At 39.9% G+C, this 18703-nt stretch carries 14 protein-coding genes and 1 pseudogene; 8 read left to right on the top strand and 7 right to left on the bottom strand.

Features of this window, described 5'->3' with window-relative positions:
* Positions 1-3: 3 nt before the first annotated feature.
* A complete protein-coding gene (gene yceD, locus AAEZ18_RS10315; protein WP_011328487.1) occupies positions 4-528 on the bottom strand; it encodes a 23S rRNA accumulation protein YceD in 525 nt (174 codons plus the stop codon).
* 131 nt (positions 529-659) lie between these two features.
* Between yceD and AAEZ18_RS10320 the strand changes: the two genes are divergently transcribed.
* Entirely contained in the window at positions 660-1268 is a 609-nt protein-coding gene (locus AAEZ18_RS10320; protein ID WP_058373622.1) for a Maf family protein, read from the top strand.
* Here the strand turns inward: AAEZ18_RS10320 and AAEZ18_RS10325 are convergent.
* On the bottom strand, positions 1265-1933 hold the full coding sequence (locus AAEZ18_RS10325; protein WP_182683383.1) for an HAD-IA family hydrolase: 669 nt from the start codon (positions 1931-1933) through the stop codon (positions 1265-1267). The genes AAEZ18_RS10320 and AAEZ18_RS10325 overlap by 4 nt on opposite strands.
* Positions 1930-2889 carry a 23S rRNA pseudouridine(955/2504/2580) synthase RluC gene (gene rluC / locus AAEZ18_RS10330; RefSeq protein ID WP_011328490.1) on the bottom strand — a complete coding sequence of 320 codons (960 nt, stop codon included), beginning with the start codon at positions 2887-2889 and terminating at the stop codon, positions 1930-1932. Before rluC ends, AAEZ18_RS10325 begins: the two co-directional genes overlap by 4 nt.
* A gap of 770 nt (positions 2890-3659) precedes the next feature.
* On the opposite strand from rluC, the pseudogene rne reads away from it, so the two are divergent.
* Positions 3660-6801: pseudogene (gene rne, locus AAEZ18_RS10335) on the top strand (ribonuclease E).
* Positions 6802-6880: 79 nt separating this feature from the next.
* Here the strand turns inward: rne and yejK are convergent.
* The gene (yejK, locus tag AAEZ18_RS10340) at positions 6881-7897 is read right to left on the bottom strand and encodes a nucleoid-associated protein YejK (protein WP_011328492.1); all 1017 of its coding nucleotides are present in this window, start codon (positions 7895-7897) and stop codon (positions 6881-6883) included.
* A 62-nt stretch (positions 7898-7959) separates the two neighbouring features.
* On the opposite strand from yejK, the gene AAEZ18_RS10345 reads away from it, so the two are divergent.
* From AAEZ18_RS10345 to AAEZ18_RS10370, 6 genes are all read left to right on the top strand, one after another.
* Positions 7960-8172, top strand: coding sequence for a YejL family protein (locus AAEZ18_RS10345; protein WP_011328493.1), 213 nt, complete (start codon positions 7960-7962; stop codon positions 8170-8172).
* 5 nt (positions 8173-8177) lie between these two features.
* Positions 8178-9671 carry a DUF3413 domain-containing protein gene (locus AAEZ18_RS10350; protein ID WP_350594874.1) on the top strand — a complete coding sequence of 498 codons (1494 nt, stop codon included), beginning with the start codon at positions 8178-8180 and terminating at the stop codon, positions 9669-9671.
* A 100-nt stretch (positions 9672-9771) separates the two neighbouring features.
* Positions 9772-10251: a hypothetical protein gene (locus AAEZ18_RS10355; RefSeq protein ID WP_089368448.1), complete on the top strand. Its 480-nt coding sequence runs from the start codon at positions 9772-9774 to the stop codon at positions 10249-10251.
* Between the two features lie 110 nt (positions 10252-10361).
* Positions 10362-12077: a bifunctional isocitrate dehydrogenase kinase/phosphatase gene (gene aceK / locus AAEZ18_RS10360; RefSeq protein ID WP_182679246.1), complete on the top strand. Its 1716-nt coding sequence runs from the start codon at positions 10362-10364 to the stop codon at positions 12075-12077.
* Between the two features lie 17 nt (positions 12078-12094).
* Entirely contained in the window at positions 12095-13033 is a 939-nt protein-coding gene (locus tag AAEZ18_RS10365) for a LysR family transcriptional regulator (RefSeq protein WP_011328497.1), read from the top strand.
* Between the two features lie 173 nt (positions 13034-13206).
* Positions 13207-13650 carry a ferritin-like domain-containing protein gene (locus AAEZ18_RS10370; RefSeq protein ID WP_011328498.1) on the top strand — a complete coding sequence of 148 codons (444 nt, stop codon included), beginning with the start codon at positions 13207-13209 and terminating at the stop codon, positions 13648-13650.
* A gap of 120 nt (positions 13651-13770) precedes the next feature.
* Here the strand turns inward: AAEZ18_RS10370 and AAEZ18_RS10375 are convergent, their stop codons facing one another.
* The 3 genes from AAEZ18_RS10375 to AAEZ18_RS10385 are packed head-to-tail and all read right to left on the bottom strand — an operon-like array spanning position 13771 to position 18464.
* Entirely contained in the window at positions 13771-16770 is a 3000-nt protein-coding gene (locus AAEZ18_RS10375) for a TonB-dependent receptor plug domain-containing protein (RefSeq protein ID WP_226897996.1), read from the bottom strand.
* A 45-nt stretch (positions 16771-16815) separates the two neighbouring features.
* The gene (locus AAEZ18_RS10380) at positions 16816-17892 is read right to left on the bottom strand and encodes a FecR family protein (RefSeq protein ID WP_011328500.1); all 1077 of its coding nucleotides are present in this window, start codon (positions 17890-17892) and stop codon (positions 16816-16818) included.
* On the bottom strand, positions 17889-18464 hold the full coding sequence (locus AAEZ18_RS10385) for an RNA polymerase sigma factor (protein WP_011328501.1): 576 nt from the start codon (positions 18462-18464) through the stop codon (positions 17889-17891). Before AAEZ18_RS10385 ends, AAEZ18_RS10380 begins: the two co-directional genes overlap by 4 nt.
* Between the last annotated feature and the right edge of the window lie 239 nt (positions 18465-18703).

Genomic DNA, 18703 nt, shown 5'->3' on the forward strand with positions numbered 1-18703 from the left:
CTCCTAAGAATCTTTCTTAAGTTGTTTCAAAATATCAAATGGATTAGGTTTCTCATCTTCCGCCTTTAAAACACCAAAGCTGGCAGGCTTTGCTGAATAACTGCATGAAGCTTCGTTGTGGGTAGAGACTAATGGAACTGCTAAAATTAATTCGTCTTCAATTAAATTAAAAACGTTAATTTCACCATTTTCATCAAGCGCTACTTCATCGTAGTCTTCTGGAAAAATGTCTGATTCTGTTTCATCACCAACTGGTGAATAAACAAAATCTTGCACCAAATCCAACCCTAAATCACCATTACAACGTTGACAAGTGACAGTTACGTGTGTGGACAAATTGCCTCTAATCACAACAAAACCTTGGTCGTCGTTTTTGCAATGAATTTTTACCGCTATTTCACCTACTTCTTCCTGCACAACTTCTCGTAAACGAGTTAGTTTCTCAAGCGGTACAATGCCGTCATACTTTAAACGGTGTTGCGCTGCTTTGCCTGGATGAAGAGTGATGGGAATTTTCACCTTTTGCATAGGGGCTGCATCATATAGATAGTTAGTTGGTTAGTCAAAGTAAAAAACCATATTTACGTGGTTTTTCACGTGTTTTACTCACGGATCTGATTTATCCTAACTCAATCTGATTTTGGTTAGGAAAACAATCTATGAAGTACCCACTTATATTAGCCTCAAGCTCACCCTTTAGGCAGTCTTTATTACAAAAATTCAATCTACCATTCGATACATTTTCACCGAATGTTGACGAGTCAGCATTAAACAATGAAACCCCTGCACAACTAGTTAAGCGTTTAAGTGAATTAAAAGCCCGCGCAGCTAGTAAACACTTTAGTAAAGGCTTAGTGATTGGCTCAGATCAGGTTGCTGTATTTAATGAGCAAATTTTAGGTAAACCTCATAATAAACACAATGCCGTAAAGCAGTTATCCCTTTTTAGCGGCCATAGTGTAACATTTTTAACTGGCCTGTGCGTTTACGATCTTACATCTGGGGAGAGTAAAACCTGCATTGAACCATTTAATGTTACTTTCAAAACACTCACTGATGCGCAAATAAGTGCTTATTGCGATGCTGAGCAGCCCTATAATTGCGCAGGCAGTTTTAAAAGTGAAGGCCTAGGGATTTGTTTATTTGAAAAATTAACTGGAGACGATCCCAACAGTTTAATTGGTTTACCACTGATCAAACTCAGCCAATTATTAGCTGAGTTTGGCCTTGATGTGCTAAGTGCGCAATCAAATACCCCCCTTAGTTAATGCTCAGGCAGCAATAACTGTTGCAACTGCTGATAACTATCAACAGTTGCAATCGGGTTAAACTCGCTAAGTTGCTTTGCGTTATGTACACCCATAGTGACACCTATGCTATCCATACCCGCGGCTTGCGCCATTGCCATATCAATTTTTGTATCGCCAATCATAACCGCTTCATCGGCGCTTATGCCAAGCTCTGCTAATAATTGAAACAACATATCCGGCGATGGCTTAGAGCTTGCGTCATCACTACTACGCGTTGCACTAAAATAATGCCCTAACTCACTTTGATGTAATAAACGATCGAGTCCTGCGCGCCCTTTACCTGTTGCCACGGCTAAAATAATGCCACTGTGCTGTAGTGCTAATAGCACTTTTTCTACATCGGCAAATAATGGTGTAGCCGTAGTATCTGTTTGGTAATGCTGCTTATATCCACTAATTAACGCTTGGTGCTGCGCTCTATGCAGCGGAAATAATACCGCAATGGCTTTATCAAGCGACAAACCTATAATGCTTTTTGTTGCTTCATTGCTTGGCGGTTCTATATTTAACGCAACGGCACTGCTGCGAATACAATTAACTATTTTAGTTATTGAATCCATTACTGTGCCGTCCCAATCAAAAATAACCAGCTTGTACTTTTTGAGCGAACTGACTGCTATCACGTTTTATTAGCACGCAATTTAACTAAGCAATTAGCCAGTGCTTTATCAAGCGGTGCTTCTACGCGCATGGTTGTTTCGTTTTTAGGATGATAAAAAGTTAAGTCATGAGCATGTAAAAACAAACGATTTAACCCTGTTTTACGCATCGAATTATCAAACTCTTCATCGCCATATTTATCATCACACGCAATGGGATGCCCTTTGCATTGTGTATGCACACGTATTTGGTGAGTACGCCCGGTAACCGGTGACGCCTGCACTAACGAGCACTCGTTAAAGCGCTCAAGCACTTTAAAGCGGGTATGTGAGGGTTTACCTTCAGTGTTATCTACACGCACTACGCGCTCCCCAGACTTAAGCGTATTTTTACGCAGCCCTTCGGTAACATTTTTAGTTTTAGAGTCCCATTGGCCATCAACTAGCGCCCAATAGTTTTTTTCCATGGTTTTTTCACGTAACTGCTCATGTAAAGCAGTCAGTACTGAACGGCGCTTAGCAATTAATAAACACCCCGACGTATCGCGATCTAGTCTATGCACAAGCTCTAAACTGCGCTCTTCTGGGCGTAATACTCGCAGCGCTTCAATTAAACCATAACTTAAGCCACTACCACCATGTACCGCCATACCCGATGGTTTATTAATAACAATCAGGTATTTATCTTCAAATATAATATCATTTTCAAGGCGTGTTACTTTATCAAGTTTTGAAGGCACAAACTCTTCTCGTTCTGCCACCCTAATTGGCGCAATACGTAGAACATCTTCTAGCTGCAGTTTATATACCGGCTTAATGCGTTTTTTATTAACGCGCACCTCACCTTTACGCAAAAGTTTATAAATTGCGCTTTTAGGCACCCCTTTTAAATGGGTAATAAGAAAGTTATCAATTCGTTGACCTAAATGGTCTTCGTTGATCGTGACATAAGTTACTTGTAAGTCGTTTTTTTCTGACATTGCCTAATCACTAATTTAAGAAAAATAATTTAGTTGCTAACACAGTTATAATAGTGGGATAATCAGCAGCGCAAATATTTAGTATTTGCAAATAACAACGGTGCTTTTTAACGCAGTAATACATTCGTGATGCACATTCTGGGTAATTGATCATACAGATCCGAGTTAAGTTTTCCAAAGCTTTTATACATACCCAGTCAACACGTGCGATCAATTAGCGGCAATGCGCGTAATATATTGCCAGTTAAGTTTGAACATGAATTGATTTTTAATGCGATTGAAAAAGCAATGAACAGATAATTTGTCTGATAGTGACGACGTAAAAACGTCGTTCAGCACTTGCTCAATTGTAGTACCGTACAGCAGCTTATTTAGAACTAAAAAAATCTAATAAATAAGTCGTCATTAACATTGGCAGCGATTTTTGCTCACAAAAATGGATTTTAGTAGTACATCACATTGTATTACTCACTTACTTAACGAGCCCTATGCGCCTAAATATGAACGGCATTTAATAAGATTAGTATGACAGGCCAACTTCTGGGTAAAACGTGTAACGTAGCTGAAAAGCCGACAGTTTTAGCCCTGCTATGAATTTAATAGTAATAAATACACTATTGTTTGCCTGCATTTAAAAATACTGCGTACGCAAAAAACAGAGCCGTTCCATTAAAGACCCAGTCGTGAGGCTGCACATTCTAAAAATAGGAATAACTGAACAGACGTGAAAACAGCGTCATGTCAGCGACACAAACTAGTAGAGTAACAATATGAAACGTATGCTAATCAATGCAACGCAGCAAGAAGAAATGCGCGTAGCACTGGTTGACGGCCAGCGCCTATATGATTTAGATATAGAAAGCCCAGGTCACGAACAGAAAAAAGCCAATATTTATAAAGGCAAAATCACTCGCATTGAACCATCTCTTGAAGCAGCATTTGTTGAATACGGTGCTGATCGTCATGGTTTCCTTCCTTTAAAAGAAATTGCCCGTACTTACTTCCCAGCTGGGTATACTTTCCATGGCCGTCCGAATATTCGTGACGTGATCAAAGAAGGTCAAGAAGTTATAGTACAAGTTGATAAAGAAGAGCGTGGCCAAAAAGGCGCAGCACTTACTACCTTTATCAGCGTTGCCGGTAGCTACTTAGTTTTAATGCCTAATAATCCTCGTGCTGGCGGTATATCTCGTCGCATTGAAGGTGATGAGCGTACTGAACTAAAAGAGTCACTTAGTCGTTTAGAACTTCCTAAAGGTATGGGCTTAATTGTTCGTACTGCTGGTGTTGGCAAATCGTTTGAAGAATTAAACTACGATTTAAAAGCCTTACTTGTTCATTGGGAAGCAATTGGTGTTGCAGCCGACAGTGCTAAAGCGCCGTTTTTAATACACCAAGAAAGCAATGTAATATTTCGTGCAATTCGCGACTATTTACGTCGTGATATTGGCGAAATATTAATTGATAAACCACGTGTTTTTGAAGAAGCTAAAGCGCATATTGAACGTTTTCGCCCTGACTTTATGAGCCGTGTTAAGCTTTATCAAGGTGATACGCCATTATTTACGCATTACCAAATTGAAAGCCAAATTGAGTCTGCGTTCCAGCGTGAAGTACGCTTGCCTTCAGGTGGTTCAATTGTAATTGATCCTACAGAAGCATTAACCTCTATCGATATTAACTCGTCTAAAGCAACAAAAGGCGGCGATATTGAAGAAACAGCACTTAATACTAACTTAGAAGCAGCAGATGAAATTGCACGTCAATTACGTCTTCGTGACTTAGGTGGCTTAATTGTTATCGATTTTATCGATATGACACCACCACGCCATCAGCGTGAAGTAGAAAACCGTCTAAAAGACGCTGTTCGTCCTGATCGTGCTCGTGTGCAAATTGGTAAAATTTCACGTTTTGGTTTACTCGAAATGTCGCGTCAGCGTCTGCGCCCTTCATTAGGTGAAGCAAGCCAAGGCCCATGTCCACGTTGTAGTGGTCAAGGTACGATTCGTTCTAACGAATCAATTGCACTGTCTATTTTGCGTTTAATTGAAGAAGAAGCAATTAAAGACAACACTGCACAAGTTAATGCTCAAGTGCCTGTTGCTGTTGCCGCTTATTTATTAAATGAACAGCGCCGTAGTGTTCATCGCATGGAAAAACAACATAAGTGCGACATAGTGATCATTCCTAATCAACACATGGAAACACCACACTACGAAGTAATGCGCTTACGTAAAGACGAAACGATTGAAACAGTAAGCTATGGACAAATTGTTGCTCCAGAGCCTGAAGCATTTGAAATGTCTAAGTCGCCTGTAGCACCAGTACGTGAAGAGCCAATGTTAAAAGGCGTTGTAATGCCTGCAGCACCAGCTCCACAAGCGGCTCCTGCTAACGTTGTTGCCCCTGCTGAAACTAAAGCGCAAAGCGGTTTACTGGATGCAATTGGTAAGTGGTTTAAATCTTTATTCGCCAGCGAAACCGTTGAAGTGAAAAAAGAAGAAACACAAAAACAGCAACAAGAAACGCGCGATAATACGCGTAATAACGATAATCGTCGCCGTAATAACAACAATCAGCGTCGCCGTAATAACCCTCGTTCTAAGCCACGCACTGAGCGTACTGCGGATGAAGAGGTTAAAACTAACTCTGTATCAACCTGAAGCAGCAACGCAAACTAACGAGAACCAAGAGAGAGGCGAGAATCGCAATAAGCGTCGTCGCAATCCTAATTCACGTAAGCGCCCAGAGCCACGCACTGAAGATAAAGATGCAGTAAAAGTTGATGCACCTGCAAAAGCAGAAGCTGAAACTAAGCCAGTTCAAGCCGAAGAGCCAAAGGATCAAAAACCAAAGGTTCGTCGCCAGCGTCGTAATTTGCGTAAAAAAGTACGCCTGCAAGATGAAAATGCTGAGCAGGTACAAACAACAGATGAAACACCTGTACAAGCTACAGAAAAAGAAACACCAGTAGCCCAAGAGCAAGCACCTGTTGTAGAAAAGCAAACTCAAACAGCGGCAGAAAAAACAGCTCATATTAAAGAAGAAAAAGTTGAAGATGTTGATTCTAACGATGAAACACCTACAACCGAAGACGAGCAAGAGCAAACTCGTACACGTTCACGTCGCTCACCTCGTCATCTTCGTGCATCAGGTCAGCGTCGTCGTCGCCCTGAAGGTGAAGGCAATGAAGCTAAGTCAGATGAAGCACCGGCATTTGTTCCTGTTGCCGACCAAGCTGCTGCAGAGTATGAAGCAGAGCTTAAAGCTAAATCTGCAGCTACACCTGCGGATGCAGCGCAACAAGTTGAACAAGCCGTTGCGGTTGAAGACTTAGCCAAAGTTGAAGCTGTAGAAGAGCCAGTACAAACTGAAGAGCCAGCTAAAGTTGAAACGCCAGTAGCAGCTGAAGAGCCAGCTAAAGTTGAAGCGCCAGTAGTAACTGAAGAACCAGCTAAAGTTGAAACTCCATTAGTAACTGAAGAGCCAGCTAAAGTTGAAACCCCAGTAGTTACTGAAGAGCCAACTAAAGTTGAAGCGCCAGTGGTAACTGAAGAGCCAGCTAAAGTTGAAGCGCCAGTGGTAACTGAAGAGCCAACTAAAGTTGAAACTCCAGTGGTAACTGAAGAGCCAACTAAAGTTGAAGCGCCAGTGGTAACTGAAGAGCCAGCTAAAGTTGAAACTCCAGTAGTAACTGCAGCACCACATGTTAAAACAGCGATAGCTCAAGGGTCAGCAAGTGCGCCAATGGCACAGCCTACCCCTGTAGCTGATAGCGAAGTAAAACATACATCTGTTGCTATGGCTCACGATAAACGTGAACTAGTGCCAGACAGTGGTTTACGTGCGGGTTCAATCAAACCTGCTGGTCGTGCAAGTTCTACAATGACTAAAACAATGAGTGTTGATTAACAATACTCATTAAAAAGCCCCGCTAGTTAATTATTAACTAGCGGGGCTTTTTTGTACCTGTAACTTTATATCAATCGCATTAGTCTTGTTCTTTTTCCATGAAGCGTTGTAACTGATCTTTTAAGTTTGGCGGAATGCCTTTGATCACTAAGGTATCGGTTGCTTCATTATAAGTAACACGTTCACCTAAGTGTTTACGCTCAAAGCTCACACTTACACCGCCACCTAAACCGGAGAACTTAACCATACTTGCCACTGTTTTTTTATCAACGGGGAATGACTCTTCTAAATCGTAACTTTGCTCTTTGCAAAAGCTGTCAAACGGACTGTCATCGCCTTTTGTAAGTGTTGCCGAAAGCTCACTTACGTTGGCATCTTCACCTGTCGTTACACAATCATTACAGTAATCAAATACTTGTTTACGTAAATCATCTTTTTCTGATTTATCAAATTGTTGCTCTGATAAGTAATCCTCTACAGCACTGAGCATTACTTGGCTTTGTTGTTTAGGATCAATACCTTCTTCACAGCCTAAAAAGTCTAAGAAGAAATCGGCAACTTTGCGCCCTGCGCGGCCTTTAATAAATGAAATATAACGATTGTCTTGCGCTTGGGTGTCCCAAGCGGTTAAATCGATTCGTGCCGCTAATTGCATACGCGAAATATCTAAATGACGTGACGATGCTAAATCAAGCTCAGAGGTAATTGAGTAATGCTCTTTAATATTAATCATCGCAATCAGCATGTAGTCTGTAGCCACATACTGATAGTGACAAAACACTAAATAACCGGTTTCATTAAATGCGTATTTATCAAGCTCCTCTTTCAACACACTCGATGCTTGATCTGTCATATGCCAAAAGCCAAGTTCGTTGTTACGGTAACTTTGCATTGCCGATGCAACTACGCTGTTTTTATCGCCACTAAAAGCGCAAAAGCCTTTACCTGGCTTACCATTATATGCATGATGCAATTGCTCAATAAACACAGCTACTTTATCGTTGATTAGCATTTCATCATTACGTAAATGAATTTGAGTATCGCCGTCTTTTTTGTCTACATAATGAACGACTAGTTTTTTAACGTCTGTTGCCATCTTTGTTTTTCACGCCTCTGGTGTTAAAATGTGAGAATATAACTATTAAATTGAACCAACTGATGCCAATCTTATCAAAATACTCTAATGAACAAGTAGAACAAATCGTCGATCAGCTTATTGATGTGTTAACTCAACACAATGCGCCGGTTGATTTGAGTCTTATGTGTTTAGGAAATTCTATCACGCATATCTTAAAAGAGCATGTACCAACAGGGAAAAGACAAGCCGTTACCGAGAACTTTGCTAAAGCTCTCGCACAGTCGGTTAAATAAACTCTATGAATTTATCGCAGCACAATCAGTTTTCATCAAAAGCGAGTCAATTACTAAGTTGGGGGCATTGGTTTACCTTTGCCAATATTGGCTTAGCGCTCTTAATTAGCTTAAGCTACTTGTTTGCCGACTCGCCACCTACAAGCTTTATGGGTATTACTTATATGCTAGTTACTTGGCTTAGCCATACTAGCTTTATTGCCTTTTTAGCGTTTGTGCTGACGGTATTTCCGCTCAGTTTAGTTTTTCCATACCCTCTCCATATTCGCGGTATGGCTGCAGTTATTGCTACCTTTGGCGCCTCTTTACTCACACTTGATGCTTATGTTTATTTTAATTTAGGTTATCACTTAAGTAGTTCTGCTTTACCTGAGATCATTTCGCTTTTATGGCACCGCTTAAACAGCTCACCCGCTTTAACAACTATTTTAGCCGGTGGCATAGTTTTAGTTATTTTAGGTTTTCAGTTAACGGTCAGTAATTTTACTTGGCAAAATTTAGCGCGTTTAAAGCAGCTCAAGTTTGCTCGCTACGCGAGTTCATTTTTAGTGATTTGTTTTGCTTTAAGTCATAGTATTCATATTTGGGCAGACGCTAATTTAAAGTTTGATGTAACTAAACAAGATAACTTTTTACCACTCTCTTACCCTACAACGGCTAAAAGTTTATTAGCTAAAAATGATCTACTAGACATAGAAAGCTATAAACAAGCGCATAATGTGCAAATTAATCAACAAAACATTAGCTACCAATTGCCTACTCCGCTGACAAAATGCGAAGATTACACACCGGCTAAAATTGATATTTTTGTATTTGAAACAGCGCAGCAGCTTGCTCAATTTGCCAGTAATAAAAACTTGTATAGCACTAAGCAGTTTTTACAACCAACCGATCATAACGATATGCTCTTTAGTTTAGTTTATGGTTTACCAGCATTTTATAAATCTACAATTATAAATGAGCAAACATTACCCGCATGGCAAAGCCAACGTCGCAGTGTTGAAGTAACGGGTATTGCAGCGTTAAATTTTATTAACGATCAAACCCACACTAATAGTGCAATTAGAATTATTAAAGGCACTGATGATTTAGCACCTCGCGATAAAAATACTCATGTTTATGCTTTTAGTTTGGCTGATAATAATAAAGAGGTGGTAATTACCTCAACGCTTTATAGTTCAGATAAACGGATCACTCGCGTTAATGGCCTTATTCAACCTAGCGATATAATAGCGACCGCTGTTGGGCAGTATTTAAACTGCAACGCTATTGCTGAGCAAACTATGCTTGGTGTTAACTTACACCAGAAAAAAGATAATATGGGTGTTAATTATTCTCAAGGCGTGGTTATAGCGTATAAAAAGGATAGAATTACCTTAATTGATCCTGATGGCGACTTTAAAAATATTTCTGCCGCCGAAGGATTTTCTATTGAGCAAGGCTTAGACATTCCATTTTTAGTTCACAGTATCAAAAAGTTAAAAACCTTTACTCAATAAGGCTATTATTAACCTAGCTTGCTATACCGCCAAGCTAGGTTATAGTTTTACTTTAACGTTATTAATTTAACGCAGTAAAACACTCTTAGGGATAGCCAATATGATTAAGCTGTACTGTATTTTTATTTTCCTCTTGCTTACAACCTTAAGCTTTAACAGTTTCAGTGCAACCAGTTACTACAAGTGTGTTACACAAGAAGGCACCACCTTTTCTCAATTCCCGTGCGATAACAACGCCACCGTATACAAAGTTAACACCATAATAAATCAGCAAGTAGGCCCTAAAGTAGATTACACCAAGCAATTAAACGAACTGGAGCGCGAAAGCTTACTAGCAGGCTTACAGGCAGAGCTGCGCAGTAATCAACATAAGTTAGCAATATTAGATCGTAAAAAAGACCAAGCTGATTATAAACAGCAACAGCGCCTTAACCATATTTTAGCCAAGGAAGATAAAAAACGTATTGCCGCCGATATTGCTAAAAAACAAAAAGTAATTAACAAAAACTATAAAGCACAAATTAATATGGTAAAAAAGCGCATTAATAAATTACAAAAAAAAATAGACAACTATCAGTAACCTTTATCTCATGAATAAATAACATCTTAATTTAGCTTGGTTTTAAATCGAGAATAACATACTCTTAACAATGATAGAGTATAAGCTCTAGCGTCTAATAAGGAGTAATGATGCAGCCTCGTCATATTGCTGAATTAATTTTAACGGGCTTTAAAAAGCACTACCTGTTATTTCAAAAAACCACGGCAAAAGCACCGCTGGCGTTTGCTAAAAGAGACTGGCAAGCAATTAATGATATAAGCCGATTACGTATTAGCCATTATGATGATCGGGTTAACGAAACCACCGCCACACTTCGACAACAACAAACCGAACAACTCGACGAACAGCTGTGGCTAGAAGTAAAAAAGCTCTATCAACATTTTTTATGTTTTCATCCTCAAGCTGAGCTTGCCGAAACTTTTTATAACTCGGTATTTTGCCGCCTGTATCATCGCCGTTATTTTCATAACGACTTTATTTTTGTAGAAGCCACTCTAAAAGATGCGCCTGCAGTGCCAGTAGAAGCTGAGTATCGCAGCTATTTTCCTGTGGTTGACGGCCTAAAGCCCACAATTAAACAGATCATTAATCACTTTGATTTTAAAGCCCCCTTTGTAAACTTAGAACGAGACATACGACTGCTGGTAAAAGCATTTTATAAACAAGCGCCCGATACGCACCATAAAGCCTGGCAAATGCGCTTTGATATACTGCACACTCCATTTTACCGTAACAAAGCCGCCTATATTGTAGGGCGAGTGGTATCGCAAAGCGGCGTACAGCCGTTTATTATTGCAGTACTGCACCATGAAGATAAAGGCTTGTACCTAGACGCACTACTGACTAAATCGTCGCAAATGCGAGTTATTTTTGGCTTTGCGCGTGCCTACTTTATGGTAGAAACCCATGCGCCTTGCGCATTAGTCCGATTTTTAAACCAGTTAATGCCCAATAAAACCATAGCTGAGCTCTACAACGCTATTGGCTTTCATAAACAAGGTAAAACCGAGTTTTACCGTGAGTTTTTAAATCATTTAACTCACTCTAATGACGAATTTACTATCGCCCCTGGTACACCAGGCATGGTGATGATGGTATTTACTCTGCCCTCATTCGGCTATGTATTTAAAATTATTAAAGATAAATTTGGCGAAAGTAAACCTTTTGGTCGTGATACCGTGTTAAAGCGCTATCAGTTGGTAAAGAAACACGATCGGGTTGGCCGCATGGCCGACACCATAGAGTATTCTAACGTCGTATTTCCTTTAGCGCGGTTTGATAGTAACTTGTTGCAGCAGTTACACCAAACCATTGGCTCATCCATGGTAATTGAAGGCGACTGGCTTATTATCAAACATTTATATATTGAGCGACGCATGACACCGCTTAATCTATTTTTAGAAAATGCCGATGATGCCAGTGCCGCCGACGCGATTGAAGAGTATGGCCAGGCACTAAAAGAAATGATTGCTGTTAATATATTTCCCGGCGACATGCTGTTAAAAAACTTTGGTGTTAGTAAACACAAACGTATTATTTTTTATGATTACGATGAAGTGCAATATTTAACCGACATGAATTTTAGAGCACTGCCTAAAGCAAAAACGTATGACGACTACTTAATGGATGAGCAAAGCTATTCGGTTGCACCGCAAGATGTATTTCCTGAGCAACTTTGCACCTTTGTAATGCCTAACCCAATCTACAAGCAGTTTTTAATGAGCACACATCCAGAGCTTATTGATGTTAACTTTTGGAAGCAAGCACAGCAAAATATTAAAAATGGTCAGGTTAGTCATATTTATCCATACCCGACAGCACAACGTTTTATCCATCACTGGTAAAGCGTTAAGGACACACAATGAATATAAGTAAAATAGATTTAAATTTACTGGTTTATCTCGATACTTTATTGCGCGAATGTAATGTTACCCGCGCAGCAAACCGGTTAAGTATTACTCAACCTGCCATGAGCAATGGCTTAAAGCGCCTTCGTAACTTATTTAACGATCCTATTTTAGTACGCACCAGCGATGGCATGGTACCCACAGAGCGCGCGTTAGAGTTACAACCCGTTATTCGCGGAATATTAATGACCCTAGAGGAAACACTTGCGCCTAATCGTGAGTTTGAAGCAAGCCAAAGTAAACGCGTATTTAGAATAATGGCCAGTGACTATGCGGCCAGTACCTTAGCGCCCAAGCTATTAAGTAAATTACACGCAGAAGCCCCCGACACCACCTTAGATATACTCACCCCTAGTGATGTGACCTTTCATGATGTGGAAAATGGCAAAGTGGATATGGCAATCAATCGCTTTGAAAACCTACCGCAATCGTTTCATCATAAGCGCATTTGGAAAGATAGTTTTTGCTGTTTAGTTAAATCCGATAACCCGATTATTGACAATTTTAGCCTAGAGAGCTACTTAAAAGCACGCCATATTTGGGTAAGTAAAACCGGTTTTGGTGTAGGCGTAGGAATGGATCCTAAAGATGTGCAAAAACTCGGCTGGGTTGATGAAGCACTCGCTCATTTTGGTAAACACCGTAATATTGCCACCTTTACCCGTAACTACCATGTGGCAGTACATTTAGCCAAAGTACAAAACTTAATAGCAACATTGCCCTCCAAAGCAGCTAACATTTATATAGACGATCCTAGTCTTAAAATATTAGAACCTCCTTTTCCTATTCCACCGTTTGAGTTAGATATGATTTGGAGCCCGCTCTTACATCGCGATGCTAGTCATATTTGGTTACGTCAAAAAGTAGCCGAAGTTGCTGAAGAACTTAAGTAATACCGTTACAAAAGCTTTGTAAAATTTGCTTACTTAATCTAATAAGTAAGCAAACATCATCCTCACTATATATTTATTTCAATAAAAACAAACTACTACGAAAGTTCTTATAGTGGAACAACCTTTGCTTTTATATAAATGAACATTTAATTTCATTTATAAGAGAGGTCATTATGAACACCCATCAAAGTAATGAAGTAAATCATATTTCTGACATCATCCAAGTAATGAATAGTGGTATAGATTTTTACGAAAAAGCCCAACAGAACGTAAAAGATCCCGCTGTTGCCGCCCTTTTCCAGCGCATGATTGATGCGCGTAAGGTAACCGTTGAACGCTTACAACCTTTTGCTGTTAATGAACAAGGCGAACGTGAAGATGGCTCATCATTTGCGGTAGAAGCGCGCCGTGCTTACACTGCGCTTATCACTAAATTTAGCAGCAATAACGACGATACGTATATTAAAGAGCTAGAAGAAGTTGAGGATAAAACCCTCGAAGAAATTAAAGATGCAATGAAAAAACCACAACCCGCAGACTGCGAAGCTGTACTAGCTAAAGCATTACTAACAATGCAAAGCTGTCATGCTGAAATGAGCCGAATGAAAAAGCAGTAAGTAGCCTAAATTCTGGATAATAACTCAACCTAAAGCTGAGTTCAGGTTAAACAATTAAAAAAGCCCAGCATTCTTAAATGCTGGGCTTTATATTAAGTATAAAAATGGGAGTATCTATAATTAAAAGCGGTATTCTGCACCTAGGTAGTAATACGCACCGTTAAAGCCAAATGGGGCTGAACGGCGAGAGTATTTAAATACCCCTGGGCTACTTACAATGGTATTGCCTTGGGCATCTACAATAGTACCTGTACGTGAATTACCTATGGTATTTTCATCTGGGTAGACATCAAATAAGTTATTTGCGCCAATATTTACCGATAAGTTCTCAGTTATAAAGTAATTTACTTTAACATCAGTTAATATTTCGGCACCGTAAGTCTGGCGGCCGCCATCTTCTACTGTGTACTCACCAAAGCGATTAAGTGACAAATTAACTGTCCAGTCATCACGTTGATAAAGCGCACTTAAGTTAATGCGATCCTCTGGTTGCCACTCTTCAATAATAGAAATTTCTTGGTCAGAGAACACGTCCTCAACCGGTACTGTTTCTAAACCTGAACCTGCCGGGGTAAATAACGACACCACATCGGTTTTAGTAAAGTTAGCTGCTAAGGTAAAATCAAGCGTACCGCCTAACCCTTCAGTGTTCCAGGTAGCAACAAAGTCAATACCTTGCGTTTCTGTATCAGCACCATTTAAGAAAAACTGACCCGCACCAGCACCTGAGCTTATTAATGCAGCGTCAAGACTTGGCGATAACCCTTTACCTAAACGATTACTAATAACTATACGGTCGTCTATATCAATTGAGTAATAGTCGAGCGTTACGTTAATATTGTCTGTTACGTTATACACTATACCTAAGCTGCGGTTTTGCGACTTTTCTTCTGTTAATTTTGGAATACCTAAGCTTTGCGCTAATGTTGAGTCGTTTCTAAAAGTACCGACTTCTTCGGCAACTAAGTTGCCAGTAACATCGTCAACAACAAATTGAGTACTGATATTATTAAAATACAGCTGCTGCATTGACGGCGCTCTAAAACCTGAGCTTAATGCACCACGCAGTGATATATCGTCAGTAATCGACCAGTTACCCGCTAGTTTAAAGTTAACCGTATCACCAAAGCCTTTATAATTATCGTAGCGCAGTGCGCCCGATAAAATAACGTCTTCAATAATATAGGTTTCAGCATCAAGGTAGAACGAAATCACATCGCGCGACTCATCAACCGATGACATTGGCGATGAACCACCAAAACCTTGCGTGCCGCCCGAAGCATCTTCGCTACCAACGCCACCGCTTAAACCGTCGTATATACTTACGCCGTTATTAGTGTCGTAATCTCGGTATGCGTATTCGCTGCCTTCTAAAATGCGATACTCATCGGTGCGAATTTCTGCGCCCATAGCGAGTGAGTAATCATCAAAATTTTGAGTAAAATCTAAATTAAGCGTTTGTAGCGATAATTCCATACCGTAAGCATAGGCTTCACGCGGAATAGTGGCGCGAATATCAGCAGCGCTTAAGCCTTGGTCGTAGCGTAAAAAGTTAGCGTACGAGGCGTTAATTGTGTCACTGGTAGTGTAATCAATACTGTTTTCACCATAGGTGTACGATAAGTCTAAGCTAGCATCGTTATCAAATTGCGTTTTGTAACCAAAGTTATACGAAATATCGTCGATAGTGGTGTTAATTTTTGGCAAAAAGCCAGCCTGAATTGTCGCATCGTTATCTTGTAAAACCGTATTACCGCCACCGTTGGCATTGTGCCTGAAAAACGCTGCCGACTCGTTATCGCGCGTTGAATAAGTAATAAAACCGTATAGTTCGCCATCACCTAACTCATAACCTGTGCTTACAATTAAGCCAAATTGTTGTGAGTCGGCATCGCCTATTCTAAAGGTATCTCTGTCGGCTGTTAGCTCTCGCGGATCGCCCGCTACTAAAGTGCCGTCATCAAGTGTTGTACAACCATTAAATTGGCAAGAGCCATGTAAACCGGCACGGTTAGTTGGCGCACGATCACGGTAGTTAAGCGTAGTATTTACGTAACCTTTATCACCTAAAGCAAAACCCTTATTAAAATCAAGGTTTATCGTTTCACCATCGCCTTCTGAATATTGGCCATAGTTAATTGCGGCTTTACCACCTTCGCTACCATCTTTGAGTACTATATTAATAACACCCGCTATGGCATCTGAGCCATATTGCGCTGCAGCACCGTCACGCAGTACTTCAATGCGCTTAATTGCCGACGCCGGAATAGCATTCATATCGGTACCCGCTGTACCACGACCTACCGAAGTATTAATATGAATAATACTGGCTTGGTGGCGGCGCTTACCGTTAATAAGTACTAATGTTTGATCTGGGCCTAAACCACGCAGTGTTGCTGGGCGAAGGGCGTCGGTGCCATCACTAATTGACGAGCTTGAAAAGTTAAACGAAGGCGCAATTGACTGCAGCATTCTGCCCACTTCTGTTTGCCCTGTATTCTCTAGTGCTTCTGCACTTAAAATATCAACCGGAACAGGTAAATCTTCAACTGAACGACCTGCTACACGACTCCCGACAATGGCAATTTTTTCTATTTTTTCTTGGGCAACATCTTCAGCAGCATTAACGCCCTGAGTGTTTGCAGCAAGTAATGCAGGCAATATTGCTGCACTAACGCCTGAAAGCTTCATCATGTTGTTATTTTTCCTATTGATTTGTTTGAGTTTTATACTCAGTAAACCATTTTGATCAACAACCGCATCGAGCTTACTGTCACCTAACAGTGCCTCCAGTGCATCTAATTGGGTGTAAAAACCATAAAGCGAATTTGCATTATATTGTTTAGCTAACTCATAAGAAAACACCACGGTTTGCTCAGTTTGCTTAGCAAATTCTATTAAAGCTTTGTCTGCTCGCTGCGCTTTTATATCAAATTGCACCATTTGCCCGGTAGTTACTGTGGCTAAAACATTCAAGCTAAAAAAAGCCGATGCAAGCACACTCAAACTACACAATAAATGCGTTTGGTTACTGCGCAACTTATATAAACAGTTGGCAAACAAAAATCCTCTATAGGTTTTATTCTTTTTATTAATATATTTTTTACTTTGCATGTTCATAATTGCAACTTAATCCAACATTAGCATGATTTTAGGCGCTGCTATTTATGACTTAGTTTGACGTTTAAGGCTAACTACGTGCTCACCTAAGCGTTCGTGATCAATCGAAAAATTTGTTTTTAAACTTTCAAGTAGCCCAGCAACATCACCCGCCTTAAATACCCCTGCAACTTTAATATTTGCAAGCTCTGCCGATGAAAGCTCAAACCGAGTAGCGGTATAACGGCTAACTTCATTTAAGGCATCGCTTAATTGTTCTCCGTTAAAAATTAGCATGCCATTTTGCCACGCTAAATCTCGTTGCACATCGTCAGCAGAGAGGCGTTTAATAGGCGCTGTAACACTTTTTTCTATAATTGCTTTTTCGCCTGAGAGCACAATATTTGCGTTTATTTTTCTAATTTTTTGGGTGCTGTTATCGGCTAGTTGATAGGCTTTAAAATCGTTAGCATCAACAGCTACACTCGGATCAGTGATCATCACTTTTCCTTCGGTTACCACTAATTCTAAATGAGATGAGGTATTGCGCTGCACATTAAATACAGTACCTAATGCTGTAAAGCTTTTATCACCTGCCATCACACTAAATGGCCGCGTAGCATCTTTAGCAACATTAAAACGCCCTTCCCCTCTACTCAGTAATAACTGTCTGCGCCCTTTACTATAGGCAACCTCTAATAGGCTGTTGGTATTAAGTTGCACTATGGTGCCATCGGGCAGTACGTAAGTGGCTTGCTCTCCCACCTTGGTTTTATAAATTTTAGTATAATTAACTTTCGCTAGGGCTTGGTTATAACCAGTCTCTAAATTAACCAATAAGTAACTGCAAATCATTAACGCAGCAAATAAGCTGGCCGCGATACCATACGAAAACACCCATTTACTTTTTTCCTCGGTATTGTTTTTATGCGGAAATAAAGTGCTTAACTCGTTTAATACACTCAGTTCGTCCCACAACTTAGCGAGTTCGTAAACGGCGTCTTGGTGTGCATTACTTTGCAGCATCCATAATTTAAATTGCTCTTTTTCAACCTTGTTTAAACCGCGATCTATCGCGCTTATCCAATTAGCTGCTGTTTCTAAAATTAAATCTTTTGGTGTAAATTGATGAATATTACTCATTTTGCCACACTCACTATAGTTGGCTTTTGAGCAGCGGTGTCGTGCTTTTTATACTGCTCATTTTCATCCTGAGAATGCTCTCGCATGTATAGCATGGTTTGTAGTAACCCTTTTGCAATATGTTTTTCTACTGTGCTTTGACTTAACTGTAGTTGCTGGGCAATTTCTTTTTGGCTCATACCGTACACTTTTTTTAATATAAAACACTTACGAACCGTCAAGCTTAGTTGCTCTGTTGCCCGACAAAACAATAAAAAACGCTCTTTCGAGGTGTACTCGTCCTCTAGTTGTATTGATTTAAGTAACTTTGGTAATTCATGATCATCACAAAGGGAGTCGCTAAATTTATTATCCCATTTAGCAATATGATTAAGGGCAAGGTGTTTAGCAGTTTTGAGCATGTAACTACGCGTAAATTGAATATCTTGTTTTAAATCAGCTTCGTAGCTTTTAATAAAGGTTTCTTGCACTATATCTTCTACGTCGTCAGGTAACACTATTCGTGAAACAAAGCGGCGTAAATGAGTCGATAACTCTGTAAATGTAGTGGCTAATTTGAGTCCTCGCGCCATCCTTAATTTCATCCCTTATTATTGTATAAACCTAAGTTTGTTAAGATGACTAATTTTAACGTTAATTACAAGGTAAATTGTTAATCCACGGTTATTTTTTCGTTGCCTTAAAAGTCTCTTTATATGTTATTAAAACAGTAATAAACCTGCATTTTGACCTAGGTCATGCTTTAACTAAATAACGTATTAGCAAGTTCGTGGTGCAACAACTAAAAAGCTATAATATGCAAAATTTATCT

The sequence above is a fragment of the Pseudoalteromonas sp. 19-MNA-CIBAN-0066 genome (assembly GCF_040308705.1).
GTDB classification, from domain to species: Bacteria; Pseudomonadota; Gammaproteobacteria; order Enterobacterales; family Alteromonadaceae; genus Pseudoalteromonas; species Pseudoalteromonas nigrifaciens.